The 15,323-nt window shown below is 40.4% G+C and carries 12 protein-coding genes; 9 read left to right on the forward strand and 3 right to left on the reverse strand.

All coding sequences use genetic code 11. From position 1 onward, the window contains the following. The first annotated feature begins 151 nt into the window (after positions 1-151). Positions 152-295, forward strand: a complete 144-nt coding sequence (locus HWQ23_RS23010; protein WP_292833326.1) for a hypothetical protein — start codon at positions 152-154, stop codon at positions 293-295. Positions 296-359: 64 nt separating this feature from the next. After that, positions 360-620, forward strand: a complete 261-nt coding sequence (locus tag HWQ23_RS23015; RefSeq protein WP_292833328.1) for a hypothetical protein — start codon at positions 360-362, stop codon at positions 618-620. 195 nt (positions 621-815) lie between these two features. Here the strand turns inward: HWQ23_RS23015 and HWQ23_RS23020 are convergent, their stop codons facing one another. Continuing rightward, positions 816-2,615, reverse strand: a complete 1,800-nt coding sequence (locus HWQ23_RS23020; RefSeq protein WP_292833331.1) for a GmrSD restriction endonuclease domain-containing protein — start codon at positions 2,613-2,615, stop codon at positions 816-818. A gap of 428 nt (positions 2,616-3,043) precedes the next feature. Here HWQ23_RS23020 and HWQ23_RS23025 point away from each other — a divergent pair, with 428 nt between their 5' ends. Both HWQ23_RS23025 and HWQ23_RS23030 read left to right on the forward strand, forming a co-directional pair. Further along, on the forward strand, positions 3,044-5,431 hold the full coding sequence (locus HWQ23_RS23025; RefSeq protein WP_375466554.1) for a hybrid sensor histidine kinase/response regulator: 2,388 nt from the start codon (positions 3,044-3,046) through the stop codon (positions 5,429-5,431). Next, complete coding sequence (locus HWQ23_RS23030; RefSeq protein ID WP_292833337.1) at positions 5,428-6,723, forward strand: sensor histidine kinase; 1,296 nt, start codon at positions 5,428-5,430, stop codon at positions 6,721-6,723. The genes HWQ23_RS23025 and HWQ23_RS23030 overlap by 4 nt, the downstream gene beginning before the upstream one ends. A 291-nt stretch (positions 6,724-7,014) precedes the next feature. Here HWQ23_RS23030 and HWQ23_RS23035 read toward each other — a convergent pair whose 3' ends face one another. Beyond that, positions 7,015-7,983: a 1-aminocyclopropane-1-carboxylate deaminase/D-cysteine desulfhydrase gene (locus HWQ23_RS23035; RefSeq protein ID WP_292833340.1), complete on the reverse strand. Its 969-nt coding sequence runs from the start codon at positions 7,981-7,983 to the stop codon at positions 7,015-7,017. A 219-nt stretch (positions 7,984-8,202) separates the two neighbouring features. Here HWQ23_RS23035 and HWQ23_RS23040 point away from each other — a divergent pair, with 219 nt between their 5' ends. The 3 genes from HWQ23_RS23040 (at position 8,203) to HWQ23_RS23050 (ending at position 12,497) form a co-directional block, all read left to right on the forward strand. Further along, entirely contained in the window at positions 8,203-9,933 is a 1,731-nt protein-coding gene (locus HWQ23_RS23040) for a diflavin flavoprotein (RefSeq protein ID WP_292833343.1), read from the forward strand. 152 nt (positions 9,934-10,085) lie between these two features. After that, positions 10,086-10,598, forward strand: coding sequence for a phosphate-starvation-inducible PsiE family protein (locus HWQ23_RS23045; RefSeq protein WP_292833346.1), 513 nt, complete (start codon positions 10,086-10,088; stop codon positions 10,596-10,598). 162 nt (positions 10,599-10,760) lie between these two features. Continuing rightward, positions 10,761-12,497 carry a diflavin flavoprotein gene (locus HWQ23_RS23050; RefSeq protein ID WP_292833527.1) on the forward strand — a complete coding sequence of 579 codons (1,737 nt, stop codon included), beginning with the start codon at positions 10,761-10,763 and terminating at the stop codon, positions 12,495-12,497. 190 nt (positions 12,498-12,687) lie between these two features. On the opposite strand, the gene HWQ23_RS23055 is transcribed toward HWQ23_RS23050, so the two are convergent. Continuing rightward, positions 12,688-12,945 carry a hypothetical protein gene (locus HWQ23_RS23055; RefSeq protein ID WP_292833349.1) on the reverse strand — a complete coding sequence of 86 codons (258 nt, stop codon included), beginning with the start codon at positions 12,943-12,945 and terminating at the stop codon, positions 12,688-12,690. 362 nt (positions 12,946-13,307) lie between these two features. Here HWQ23_RS23055 and HWQ23_RS23060 point away from each other — a divergent pair, with 362 nt between their 5' ends. Both HWQ23_RS23060 and HWQ23_RS23065 read left to right on the forward strand, forming a co-directional pair. Beyond that, complete coding sequence (locus tag HWQ23_RS23060; RefSeq protein WP_292833352.1) at positions 13,308-14,312, forward strand: ABC transporter ATP-binding protein; 1,005 nt, start codon at positions 13,308-13,310, stop codon at positions 14,310-14,312. Then, positions 14,313-15,125, forward strand: coding sequence for an ABC transporter permease (locus HWQ23_RS23065; protein ID WP_292833355.1), 813 nt, complete (start codon positions 14,313-14,315; stop codon positions 15,123-15,125). It begins immediately after the preceding gene. Positions 15,126-15,323: the final 198 nt, after the last annotated feature.

The raw sequence follows: 15,323 nt of genomic DNA on the forward strand, positions 1-15,323 counted from the left end.
CTATCGTCCCTTAGTGTACTTAAAACTTCAGTGGTGGAGTGCAGTCAAGTTTTTGACATTTTTTTTATGACGTACTATTATAACATTACTAAGTTGTAGTTACTGCCAAAGACCGCAAAAACCAAGCAGCACAAATAAGATTTATCAACCTGTGGAATACAGATTGCAGGAGCATCGGCGCTTTCTTAGACCATCCACCGAACTAGGTTCGGACTTTGTTGCTACAAATGGCAGGGCGTTGAAACTGGAAGTTCTACCTGTACGCGAAGTGTCAGGTGTCGGGACTTCGCACTAACATTAGATTATCTAGGGTAAGCAGATTACTTGTCATCAAATTAACTTCACAAAGGCGGTAGAAAATGGGTCGCTTAAATCCTTATACATTGCAATTGCAGATTACCCGAATGTTTGAGCAAGGGCAATCATTTTTTGCCACAACCAAAGTACAGGATTGGTTGAAAGAACGCAAACACAATCCAGAAGATTATGACATTCTTTTCCATAAAAAACCTGCGCCTCCAGGTTCCAAAGAAGTGATGGTAGTGGAAATTGAATTACGCCGCAAAGATGGACAACCTGTAGATCCTTGGTTGCAGGAACAAGCAAATCTCCATGCCTGATTTTAGCAACTAGCAATTTTCAATTTAAATTCAGATTATCTTAACAGAATTTTCCAAAATATAGCGTTCCCAATTGCGGAACGCTCTTTGTTATTAACCTAAAACACATCTAAGAAAGCATATTAAAAATTTTTCAACATCTTGTGGGGTGGGCATCTTGCCCGCCTTGATTATGCAACTTAAATGCTGATTAGCTTAGGACTTACGCAGAAGAGATCCCCCAATGTTATCTGTGCGATTAGCCATATCAAAAACATTAAATTCAATTCCGTCTAGCTTCAGCCTCAAAGTCTCTAATAAGAGGCTTACCCTTTCTTCGATAAAAATAGTTAGGGCGTGTTCAGGAAGTGCATCGGCTCTTGACCATTCAAGAATAATCGTAGGTATAAGATGAGAACGTAGCACTTCTTCTAAACCAGGCTGGTCATATTCTTTGAGATAATCTAATGGATTTTTATCGCGAATTTTCAAATTAGTTATTTGAGACAGATAGGCAATATTCATCAAGCTGTCAGATTCTATTTGACTAGCAATACCACTCTCTTTAATAAAGTTAACTGGAAATATATGGTGCAAGTTAGGCTTATCTGTTAGCAGATAATAAACATCAGACAAAACATATTGATGAGGTTTTGCCCAATCCTTTGGCTCATGGTTTGCATAAAGTGATAGGATCGCTCTGGATAAGCGACCTCTAGAACTGTAAAATGATTTTTTTAGGTTGTTTATATCAATTTTAAATTGATTGAATGAGTAAGTATTCGTAGTTTTTTGTTGATTAAGAAATTCTATATGTTGCCAAAGGTGGGTAGTATTAGACAGCAAATCTTCATTGTGAAAACAATAATACCAAAAATACTTTTCTAAAAAAATGTAATTCGGTTTAATATTACGATAAAAATATGCTGTTATAGTCAGATATAAATATCGGTAAGGAATTAACTTTGGCCCCTTGATATGCAAACAATTATCAAAAAAATTAAAAGTTTTAGCGATCGCTGTTTTAAAATCTGACCATACAGCTTCAATATGTTCTGTTTTGAGATTATTAAGATATTTATCAGTAATATTTTGTATCCCTGCATCAGGAAATTCAAGTTTTACTACTACAGCTAGCATCTGAAGCAATGTCCAATCATCAACACTCGCATATTGACTGCTAGCAATAGACTCTCTAAAATTATTAATTAATTCCCGAAGGTAAAACCCAGGAATATTATTCTTTTTGTCTTCACTACGAAAAGTCTTAGCCACCACAATATCAAAGATATATAATGGTTTTCCAGCTTGATTAATCCGCTCAAATATTTGACATACTTCTGCAACTTCAATACCTCGTAATTCAATAAAAGAGATCCTGTAGTTATCAAAAATTTGCCTCACTCTTTTTAGCTGTTTTTTGTATAAATTCTTATGTTCCTTATTTTCAATTTCCAAAAGACGATCTTCTATAGTGTCGTAATCAGATTTGATATCTTTTAACTTGACAATTAATCCTTGTTTATAACGCTTATATCTCTCTATATTTAAATTTAATTGACCACCTTTATCATCAATTTCATCCCAGAATAAAAACCTTTTTTTATAGCTTATATCATCAGTGGTATCAGTAAATTCAATAGTCAAGTCTATATACAAGGTTGGATCAAAATTTTCCTTGTCAGCAATCTTGCCTCCATGTATTGACATTAAAAGAGCAGTTGTTCTTTGTTGTCCATCTAAAATATATTGGTATTCGTTAGAAGAAAAATTATCAGCAAGCTTAATACCTCCTATTTCTCTATGGCTTTCTAGCTTAGTACTGGTTTTCCAAATTAAAATACTTCCTAAAGGATAGAATTTATAAATACTATCCCAGAGTTTTTTAACATTTTCTTTCTCCCAGACGACATCTCTTTGAAAAGTTGGAATTTGATACTTACTAGCTAAGAGATTTTCCAAATAGGTAGCAATGCCAGAATCAGTTGGCTGAATGCGATCAGTGTATGTAGACATTAATTTGGCCTTACCTAACTTTGAGTAAATATCAAGATTGGTGTGTGAATTTAACTAGTTTTAGTAAAATTCCATACCAAGCTAACTGATATTTAATTAAGTAGCAACTCACATTTTAGAAAACCTCTACGGTTTTAAGTTGCATTCAATCTTAGTACAGTTGGGTGATAACCCTCAGTCTATCTGGTTTTTGGCTTAACTGAACTGGATTTGATTTTTTTATACGTATTATCTCGTAGTCTTTTTCAAAAATCAAATCTGATCCCCATATAGATATATTGATTATTTTGCGATGAGAAATAATCAAGGCTGCGATTATCAATAATTTTTTGGGCAATCTAAATATAGCCCTTTTTTCTGATTAGCAAATCAATTGTTTAAGGAAGGAACCTTTGATAAGAGCCAACTCCAGTCCATCTGACACCAAAATGCATTCCTCGCACAATTTGCTGATCCGATTTATTCTCGGCGGCACTACTCTTATTCTAAGTATTTCTGCTTATTTTAGCTATCAAGCTGCTCGGAAAATAACCCTAGAAGAGTTGAGAGGAAAAGCTTTTTTAGAGGTACAAAGAGGGGTTGATGAAATTGAGGAGTGGTTGCATGTTCGCAAAGTGGAGGTGCAAACTCTTGCTCATACTTCAACTGTACGTTCCTTAGACTGGTCTGTAGCAGAACCCTATTTAAAGTCAGAAGTTAACCGGATCGATGAATTTTTCGTTTTCCAAATAGCTACCCCGGATGGTTCGTATTTTAATACTATGGTTGGTCGGTCAAATAAGAATATTAAGGATCGAGACTACTTTCAAAAAGCACTAGTCGGAAAAAGCAACATTTCCGATCCCTTTATCAGCCGTTCCACAGGCATTCCTTTAATTGCGATCGCCACCACCATTTGGTCAAATTCTTCTGGGAGTCGTTCACCAATTGGTGTCTTCAACGGCAACGTTAAGGTCGATCACATTGTTGAAGTTGTCAACTCGCTGCACTACGGCAAAAACAGCTATGCATTTGCTCTGAATTCCCAAGGAGAAGCGATCATCCATCCCAACTCAACTTTAATGTCAACGCTAGAAAAACCTGCGCCTAGCCTGCTGAAAATTGCCGATCGCAATTTAAATGCGATCGCGCACCGGATGGTAAATAAACAACAGGGAATTCAGTTGATGGAAATTGACGGCACTAAAAAGTATGTTGCCTATGTGCCGTTGCGAGAAGCTAATTGGTCTGTGGCTCTGGTGATTCCGCGCCAAAATATTGAATCTCGGCTGCAATTCCTCGATTTTATCGCCCTAATTGTCGGCGGACTAACAGTGACGATGATCACTGTCTTGTGGAGGGTGCAAGCGTTTGAACAGGCTCAACTGAAAAAGTCCAAAGCAGCAGCTGATACCGCAAACCATGCTAAGAGCGAATTTTTAGCCAATATGAGCCATGAACTACGAACGCCCTTGAATGGTATTTTGGGCTGCGCTCAAATTTTGCTGCGTTCCCAAAGTTTACCAGAGCCACAGCAATATCATGTAAACATCATTGAACAGTGTGGCTCTCATCTGCTGACTTTAATCAATGACATTTTGGATCTTTCTAAAATTGAAGCGCGAAAACTGGAACTGCATCCTCATGATGTGCATTTCCCGTCTTTTTTACAGGGGATCGGGGAAATTTGCCAGATTCGGGCAGAACAAAAGGGCATTTTGTTTGTCTATGAACCTCCGATCAATTTGCCTACTGGGGTTAATGTCGATGTCAAAAGATTACGTCAGGTGCTATTGAATCTGCTGGGGAACGCGATCAAATTTACGGATGAGGGTAAAGTTACTTTCAAGGTTGAGGTAATCGATCAACTTGCTGCTGATCGGGAGACGGTGAAATATAGAATTCGCTTGAGTGTAGAAGATACCGGAATTGGGATAATTCCCAGCGAGTTGGGCAAGATTTTTTTGCCATTTGAACAAGTAGGTGAGAAAAAGCGTCAGACCGAAGGGACGGGGCTGGGTTTAGCTATTACTTGGCAGTTGGTGCAGATGATGGGTAGCGATATCCATGTTAACAGTCAGATCGGTCAGGGTAGTACTTTCTGGTTTGAGATTGCGATCGCCGAAGCAAGCCAATGGGTACAGTCTGCTATGGCTGCATCAAAGAGACAAATCATTGGCTTTGAAGGTAGCCCGCGCACCATCCTGATGGTGGACGATCGCTGGGAGAATCGCACAGTAATTACAAACTTACTGGAACCACTGGGTTTTAATGTAGTCGAAGCTACCAACGGTAAAGAAGGTTTAGAAAAAGCGATCGCCCTTAAACCAGACCTGATGATTACAGATTTGTTCATGCCAGAAATGGATGGGTTTGAATTGATTCAACACCTACGTCATACCCCAGATATCGCAGATGTCAAGATTATCGTCTCTTCCGCTAGTGTCTTTGAAACTGACCAAAATCGCAGTCTGGAAGCAGGAGGTGACACCTTTTTGAACAAACCTGTACAAGCAGATGAATTACTGCATCAATTAGAGTTTCACTTAGGTTTGGCGTGGATTTACCAGCAATCTCAGTCTGAAATTAACTCTTTGGCTATAACAAGCGATCGCCGATCAGATAAATTGACTCCTCCTGCCCCCGATGTATTGCAAGAACTGCTGACTTTAGCCAGAAAAGGTAACTTCAATGCCATTCTCAAATTGGCGGATCAACTAGAGGAAACAGACACAAACCTCGCTCCCTTTACTAACCGATTGCGGCAACTAGCTAGGCAATTTGATGAAGATTTAATCCTTAACTTATTGACTCAATATGGGGTAGAAACAGTATGACACAGACAATACCTAACCAAAAAAATTCCCAGACTTGCGAGCCTGCCAGAGGAATTGTTTTAGTCGTTGACGATAACCCTGCCAACTTACAAGTTTTATCGAGCTTTTTGGATCAGTCTAGATTTGAAGTTTGGGCGACTCGTAGTGGTGAAAAAGCCATTCAAAAATTAGACGGCGATCATTTACCTGATTTAATTTTGCTTGATATAATGATGCCGGGCATAGATGGCTTTGAAACTTGTAAACACCTAAAAAGCGATCCTCGTATCCAGGATATTCCAATCATTTTTATGACTGCTCTTTCAGATACTGCTAATAAAGTTAAAGGATTGCAATTGGGAGCTGTAGACTACATTACCAAACCTTTTCAGTATGAAGAGGTCTTGGTACGAATAGAACATCAACTGAAGCTGAGAAATTTGACGAAAAGCTTGATTGCTAAAAACGCCGAATTACAACAGGCTCAAACCCAACTGATCCAAGCTGAAAAGGTCGCAACCTTAGGCCATCTGGCAGCAGGAATTGCCCATGAGGTGAATAATCCGATCAACTTTATAGCTGGCAACTTAAATTTTGTGGAACAATATGTCGAGGAGGTTGTTGATTTGCTCAAGCTATATCAAAAGTATCTGCCCGACCCACCTGTTGAAATTCAAAATGCGATTAAAACAAAAGATATTAGCTTTTTGTTAGATGATTTATTTAAAATTATTCAATCCATGCAAGTTGGTACAGATCGCGTTACAGAAATTGTGTCATCGTTGAATAAGTTTTCTCGCCACAGAGAAACAGGCAAGAAATTAGCTAATCTGCATGAAGGTCTAGAAAGCACGCTACTCATTCTCGGTCATCGATTCAAAGTAAATGGTCATTATCGGGCAATCAAAATAATCAAACAATATGGAGAATTACCACCTGTTGATTGCTATCCAGGCGAAATAAATCAGGTATTTATGAATTTGATTTGCAATGCGCTCGATGCAATTGAAGATATACAAAAAAATCAAGACTTTCAGGAAAGTTCCAAATATACTGGTGTGATTCGCATTCAAACTGAGTCAAGTGAAGAACGTGTTATTCTCCGAATTTCAGACAATGGCTCAGGAATCAGCGAAGCAGACAGGACAAAAATATTCGATGCTTTCTACACTACAAAAGCCATTGGGAAAGGAACAGGGCTAGGTTTATCTATTACTCACCAAATTGTAGTTAACAATCATCGCGGCAAGCTAACTTGCCATTCAACACAAGGTGAGGGCACAGAGTTTATGATTGAATTACCTATCCGATAAATTAGAATCTGGATAACGTATATTACTTGGTAAAACTAAATAAAAATAGTTCTTCAGTAGATGATATGCAAAACTAAACAATCCATATCTATTGGTGCGATCGCACGTTGATTGAGCGAGAATAGCTGACTCTAATTTTCGGCGGGTTAATGACTAGACAAATGTAGAGACGTAGCACTGCTACGTCTCTACAAGGGTTCTGGGTAACGCATATTTAATTTCACGCCTATGTCTAGTGAGAATTCTTTAAGTTGCATTCAATCCCAGTACACTTGGGTGATAACCCTCAGTCTATCTGGTTTTTGGCTTAACCCAAGCGTATTGCGATCGCTCCTCTATCCCGACGTTTCCCTGTAAGCCCCCTGTGTGTACCAGCAACAAGGAATCGCCTCTACAAAAAAATCCTTGCTGTAGTAAATCCATCACTCCGTAAAACATTTTAGCGGTATATACGTAATCAAGGGGTACGCCATGTTCCTCCCTGAACTGCTGGCTGAACAGTAGCAGATTGTCGTTCACCTTTGCATAGCCGCCAAAGTGGTAATCACATATCAATTCCCAGTCAGCCGGAGAACTATATGGTGCGGGTAAACCAGAGGCGAGGTAATTTGTCAGCAGACTTTCGATTTCTTGTGCAAGAAAAGCCCCATTTTTCAGAACGGGAAAAGCGATCGCTCTTTGCTTTTGATCCAACGAAAGCGCAATACCAGCCAGTGTAGTAGCTGTACCACAGGCTACGCATATATGATCAAATGCGTAGGCGTAGCCAGCCGTAGGCATCGCATTACCAACTATCTCTGTGCAGCCGCGCACACCATTTAAATTACTACCACCTTCAGGAATGATAAAAACCTCACCGAAGCGTTGTTGCAGATATTCCTGTAGCGGTGGTGTATTGCGCTGTCGATACGTCTGGCGGTTCAGGTACACAAGCTGCATACCTTGTTGTACAGCGAAACTCAGCGTCGGGTTGAGTGGTAGCCTCTCCTCCCCACGAATTACACCAATGGTGCGAAAACCGAAAAGATTACCAGCCGCCGCAGTTGCATAGATGTGATTGGAATAAGCACCGCCAAAGGTTAGCAGCGTCGTGAAATTTTTCTCCTTGGCCTCCAAAAGATTGTATTTCAGCTTAAACCACTTGTTGCCGTTAACCCACGGGTGCATGAGATCAAGGCGCAACACATACAGTTCAACACCAGCGTCGCGGGCGATTTCGCTGTTTATTTGTTGTAGAGGAGGAAAAAACATTAACGACATGTGTCAACATTCTAACTTAGAATTTACATTCTCTCACGTTCATTATTGAAGATAAAAGTAATGGTAAACATTGAGTAATTCAATGGTAAGTCAATCAAAATAAAGAATAAATCTTTCTGATGATTAGCTTTAGAAATTGGCATTTTACTAATTGAGTATTTCAGGTAAATATAAGAAACATAACACTCGCTCCAGATAATATTTTTTTGGAGAAAATAAATGGTTGCACTCACACAGCTTACTCAAGTTATTCCCAATCCAGGACGTTTGACGGTTCAAACTGTTGAAATTGCTGCTCAAACGACAGCTATCCGTTGTCTCGACTGGGATAGAGAACGTTTTGATATCGAGTTTGGTTTACGGAATGGGACGACCTATAATTCTTTCTTAATTCAGGGAGAAAAAGTTGCCTTAGTTGACACATCTCACCGCAAGTTTGAGCAGCTATATCTTGACATACTGGTGGGATTAATTGATCCGACTAAAATAGATTACTTGATTGTTAGCCACACAGAACCCGATCACAGTGGCTTAGTGAAAAATATTTTACAATTAGCTCCCTCGATTACTGTTGTCGGTGCTAAGGTAGCTATCCAATTTTTAGAAAATATGGTTCACCAGCCTTTTAAATCAATGCAGGTGAAAAGTGGAGAGCGATTAGATTTAGGCAACGGACACGAATTAGAATTTATCTCTGCACCTAACTTACACTGGCCTGACACAATTTTGACTTATGACCACAAGACTTGCACTCTCTACACCTGTGATGTGTTTGGAATGCACTACTGTGATGACCATACCTATGATGAAAATATTATCTTAATAGAGGAGGATTTTCAATATTATTATGATTGTCTCATGGGCCCGAATGCCCGGTCTGTCTTGGCAGCTTTAAAACGGATTGAAAAGTTAGAAATAAGAATAGTTGCCACGGGACATGGCCCTTTATTACAACACTATATCTCCGAATGGCTCGGACGGTATCAAAACTGGAGTTTAGAACAAGCAAAAACAGAGACATTAGTGGCTCTATTTTATATTGAAGATTACGGGTACAGCGAACATTTAGTCCGTACTATAGCACATGGATGCGCGAAAACAGGCGTGGCAGTAGAATTAGTAGCTCTCAATAGTGCCGAGCCTCAAGAAGTTCGAGAATTAGTTGCACAAGCTTCTGGTTTAGTAATTGCAATGCCAGCCCAATCTTCGGTGATGGCTCAAGCTGCTTTAAGTACAATTTTAGCTGCTGTTCACAAGAAACAGGCAATTGGTTTATTAGAGTCGGGAGGTGGAGAAGATGAACCAATTTATCCTTTACGGAATAAGTTTCAAGAACTGGGATTAACTGAAGCTTTTCCTTCTATCTTAGTTAAGGAAATTCCTACTCAAGCAACGGAACAACTTTGTGATGAAGCGGGGACAGATATGGGTCAATGGTTAACCCGCGATCGCACCATTAAACAGATTAAATCTATCAATAGTGAGCTAGAAAAAGCTTTAGGTCGTATTAGCACAGGATTGTATATTATCACCGCCAAAAAAGGAGAAATTCAGAGTGCAATGTTTGCTTCATGGGTGACACAAGCGAGTCTTGAGCCTTTAGGAGTAGCGATCGCAGTATCTAAAGATCGGGCAATTGAATCCTTGATGCACGTTGGCGATCGCTTCGTTTTAAACGTTTTAGAAGAAGGCAAGTATCAAGGATTAATGAAACATTTCCTGAAGCGTTTTGCTCCTGGTGCAGATCGCTTTGCTGAAGTGAAAACATATCCAGCCACCAATGAATCACCGGTTTTAGCTGAAGCTTTAGCTTACATGGAATGTGAAATTACTAGCCGCATGGATTGTGGAGATCATTGGGTAATTTATAGTACAGTCCAAACTGGAAGAGTTGCCAAGTTAAATGCACTTACCGCCGCCCATCACCGCAAAATTGGCAATCATTACTAAATGGGCATTGGGCATCGTTTTCTTCATCTTCCTCTGCTCCCCAACTCCTAATGTACAGACGCGATTAATCGCGTCTCTCCTAATCCCTAACTCCTAACTCCCAACTCCTAACTCCCAACTCCCAACTCCCAACTCCCAATTCACAAAAAGCTATGTATGAATCTGCTGAAAATACCTCAATTACCATGTATGAAATCAATCGTGGGCGCGTTGTGCGAACCTTGGAATTTATCCAAGATGTAATTGTAATTTCTTTGTGTATCGGTTTATTTAGCTTCATGGTGCTTCAGGTGAAAGATATGTTTCTTTCCTTGCTTCCACCTTTAGATTTTCATGCTGTTACTGCCGATATTCTCTTTTTACTTATCTTAGTTGAGCTATTCCGACTGCTGATTATTTACCTACAGGAACATCGAGTATCTATTGGGGTAGCTGTTGAAGTTTCCATCGTTTCCGCCTTGCGAGAAGTCATTGTTAAAGGTGTTCTAGAAACAAGTTGGAGTCAAGTTTTAGCAACTTGCGCCTTTTTATTAGTGCTAGGAATACTACAGTTCCTCCGAGTTTGGCTACCCCCAACCTTTGAAGGTATCGACCCGGAACAAGAAGTATCTAAACGCTATAGAAACCAAGCCAAGTCTGAATTAAGACAAACTAATAGTCATTAAGAGTAGGGAGTGGGGAGTAGGGAGTAGGGAGTTAGGGGTTAGGAGTTAGGAGTAGTGGATGATGAGGGAGACGATGCCCAATTCCCAATGCCCAATGCCCAATGCCCAATTCCCAATTCCCAATGCCCAATGCCTAATGCCCCATTATTAAGAGAGATTATTATGTCTGCAAATACTTTAACTACCAGCCATCCTAGAGATGTGCAGGTTGCTGAAATTGGTAAAAATACTCTGATTTTGCGATCGCGGACTTGGGACAGATTAAAATTTGAGGTTGAGTATTCCCGCCAACGGGGAACTACGGCGAATTCTTATCTGATTCAAGCTGATAAAAAGGCTTTAATTGACCCTCCTGGTGAATCTTTTACCGAAATTTACCTTCAGCAACTGGCGCAACATCTAGACTTTACTACCCTAGATTATATTGTTCTCGGTCATGTCAATCCCAACCGTAGAGCCACTTTGCAAGTATTGCTTTCTCAAGTTCCTCAAGTCACTCTAATTTGTTCTCGCCCCGCCGCTAATGCTCTAAAAACCGCCTTTCCCGAATGGGAATCACGTATTCAAGCGGTGCGATCGGGGGATACTCTAGATTTAGGACAAGGACATGATCTATCATTTATCACCGTACCAACTCCTCGGTGGGCGGATGGACTTTGTACCTACGATACCGCCACAAAAATTCTCTACACAGACAAACTTTTTGGCGCTCATATTTGCGAAGATACCTTATTTGATGAAGATTGGAAGGGATTAGATGCGGAACGTCGTTACTATTTTGAATGTCTCCATGCGCCCCAAGCCAAACAAGTTGAAGTAGCTTTAGATAAAATATCAGTTTTGGGAGCCAGATGTTATGCCCCAGCACACGGCCCGGTTGTCCGTTACAGCCTTAGTCGTTTTACTTATGATTACCGTCAATGGTGTCAAGGGCAAAAATCTCAAGAATTGCGTGTCGCTTTGTTCTATGCTTCTGCTTATGGAAATACAGCAATTCTGGCGAATGCGATCGCTCAAGGTTTGATTCAAAATGGTATTAATGTAGAATCGATTAACTGTGAACTAGCAGACTCTGCGGAGATTAACCGCATTGTAGAAACCTGCGATGGTTTTATTATCGGTTCACCCACTTTAGGCGGACATGCACCGACTCAAATTCAAACAGCTTTAGGAATAGTCCTCTCAGCCACGGCTAAAACTAAGTTAGCAGGGGTGTTTGGTTCTTACGGTTGGAGTGGAGAGGCAATTGATTTACTAGAAAGCAAACTTAAAGATGCTAATTATCAACTAGGATTTGAAACAATTCGGGTGCGTTTTAGTCCTACTCCTGAGATTCTCCAGCAGTGTCAAGAAGCAGGTGCTTCCTTTGCTCAAAACTTGAAGAAAACCAAAAAACTGCGTAGTTCCCGTCATATTGTGACAGAAGCCCATGTAGATCGTACCGAACAAGCTGTGGGGCGGATCATTGGTTCTCTTTGTGTTGTGACAACTCGTGATCAAGAAACTCACAAAGGGGTTTTAACTTCTTGGGTATCGCAGGCAACTTTTAACCCGCCAGGGATTATGATTGCGATCGCTAACGAGCAAAATGCAGATTTAATGCATCATCCTGGTGATAATTTTGTGCTGAATATCCTTAAAGAAGGAAGAAATGTCAGACGCTATTTTTCTCGTCATAGCACTTTAGGAGATAATCCCTTTGCAAATCTTGCCACAAAAACTGCTCTTAATGGTTGTTTGATTTTGAATGAGGCATTAGCCTATTTAGAATGTACGGTGCAAAATCAGCTTGAATGTGGCGATCGATGGTTAATTTATGCCGTCATCGATCACGGTGAAGTGTTGGAAAATGATGGTGTCACTGCTTTGGAGCATCGCAAATCTGGCAGCTATTATTAACCTGACTTTTCACGGTATTTCAAAAACCTCTCTTCTTCATCTCTCTCCTAAAAGGAGAGAGACTTTGAATTTTCCCCCTTCCCGCGTCGGGAAGGGGGTTAGGTTTTTCGTGGGCTTTCCTACATAACGTGAAAAGTCAGTTACACACAAGTCTTTTAGAGTTGCAATAGCATTGTTTCGGCTGACAATGTTACTTCTCTACTAAAAAAGCCCAATCAAGTATATGTTGTTCGTGTTCTGTGTGTTTATGTCCATAGAACTTTTCGTAAGCGTCCCAAGCCGCCTCACGCGCTAGGTAATGCCCTGATATAGAGTCTATGTCATCTATCAGAGAATCATAGGTGTGTCCATTCCATCCTGTGCGCTTACAGTCAACCGCTAAGTCACCTATATTAGTGTCTTCCCCAGATTTAGAACGTAACCAGTCTCCAAAGCTTATTTCCGGCATAATTGATTCCCCCTTTATTGTTTGCACTGATACGTATCGTTTTTCACCACCAAGGGTCTGTACAATCAATATACATACTTTTTTCATCGTCATCATTTATGCGGCTACGCTAATTTATATATGTCTAGCGCGTCTACATCCTCATAGCCACCTATCTTATATGTCTAATTACTCCAACAACTTTAGACATATAAGATAGAGGAAGATTCTCGCTCCCAGGGTTGAGCATAAGTTGAGCATAGTTAATGAGTATGAAAATCTACTAATAACTCATCTCAAACACACAAACCAGGGTAATTAAGCATCAGGTGAGCATCTTTAAGGGAGTGAAGGCTGAAAGTATTGTTATTATATGTAAATTTATGATTGAAGTTGAGCATTTAAGTAAAATATACGGTTCCACCCCAGCGATTACTGATGTCACTTTTAGCGTCGAACCTGGGGAAATTTTAGGCTTGTTGGGCCCCAATGGCGCTGGTAAAACCACAACCATGCGGATTCTGGCTGGTTATTTACCGGCAACTAATGGAAATGCCCGGATTGCTGGTTATGATGTCCATGAAAATTCCCTAGCTGTACGCCAACGAATTGGTTATTTACCGGAAACACCGCCATTATATCCAGACATGACGGTGGAGGGATTTTTGCATTTTGTCGCCCGAATTAAGGGAGTATCAGCAGGCGATCGCCCGAACAAGGTAACAGCTGCGATCGAACGCTGCAATTTAGAAGATAAGCGGCGGGTGATTATTCGCAAACTTTCTAAAGGATATCGCCAAAGGGTAGGAATTGCTCAAGCGATCGTCCACGATCCACCAGCGATCATTTTGGATGAACCCACCGTTGGACTTGATCCCCGACAAATAATTGAGGTGCGGAATTTAATTAAAAGTCTTGCTGGTAGTCACACAATTATTCTTTCCACGCACATTCTGCCAGAAGTTAGCATGACTTGTAGCCGCGTCGCCATCATCAATCGCGGTAAAGTTGTGGCAACTAATACACCAGAAAACTTGATGACCCAGTTGACAGGTGGTTCAGGGTATGAGTTGGAAATAGAAGGAGAAGCTACTTTAGCGAAACAGGTATTGCAAAATTTAGCGGGTGTGAGTTTGGTAGAATCAATTCCGACAACCGGAGGTCATCAACTCCAGGAAAACCGCGCTTACCTGCGGGTGATATCCCAACCGGGAAAAGAACCAGGAAAGGATATTGCCACAACATTAGTGCGTGCAGGATTCGGTTTACATGAATTGCGGCGTGTTAACGCTACCTTAGAAGATGTATTCTTGCAACTGACCACAGAAGAAAAGAATTTAGAGACTGAGGTAGACTTAGCAGCAGACAATGAAGGAGAGGCAGCGTAAATGGGTGTAGTGCTGAGTAATATTATTGCCATTTATCGCCGAGAGTTACAGAGTTATTTTGTATCACCTTTGGCTTATGCGATCGCAGGCATATTTTGGTTCATCGCCGGGTTATTTTTAGTGATGATTTTGCTAGGGCCAGATGGCATTTTGCCAGGAGTGGCGGCAATAGATTTACAAGGGCAACAAATGGGAGTACCAGTACCGCCGATAGATGTCCCCTACGAATTTCTCCGAGCATTTTTGGATCGCATGGGGTGGCTATTGTTGTTTATCCTGCCAATTCTCTCAATGGGACTCTATGCTGAAGAACGTAAGCGGGGCACTTTAGAACTGTTAGCCACGTCACCAATCAGCAATTGGGCGGTAGCTGTAGGTAAATTATTAGGCGTGGTAACATTTTTTACTACAATGGTTGTACCTATGCTAGTGTTGGAAGCGATCGCAATCAGTGGATCAAATCCACCAATGGCGCTTTCAATTCCCTTGCTAGGTCATTTGGGATTAATCTTGCTAGCAGCAGCAATTTTATCTGTAGGAATGTTTATTTCCTCATTAACAGACAGCACAATTCTGTCTGCCGTTCTCACCTTTGCAGTAATCTTATTATTGTTATTGATTGATTTAATCGGCAAAATTGTCCCTGGCCCCGTGGGCGAAGCATTAGGTTATCTATCGTTGCTAAAACATTACAACACTCTCATCCAAGGCATTTTTGATACCAGCGCTTTGATTTTATTTGCCAGTTACATTTTTTTGGGTATCTTTCTCACAGCTCAATCAATTGATGCACTGCGCTTTCAAAGGCAATAGTCATTTGTCATTTGTCATTTGTCATTGGTCATTTGCCAAAAAATAGTGACAAGTAAAAATATATGGACGAAAATCTAGTGACTAAAAATCAACAAGACAACTGAATAAATGGCAACAAAGCGTTTCCAAGAATTACAGGTTTATCAATTATCAGAAAAATTAGCAGAGAACATTTGGAAAATTGTTGAAGGATAGATT

Origin of the sequence: Nostoc sp. JL33 (assembly GCF_017114985.1) — a bacterium.
Lineage (GTDB): Bacteria > Cyanobacteriota > Cyanobacteriia > Cyanobacteriales > Nostocaceae > Nostoc.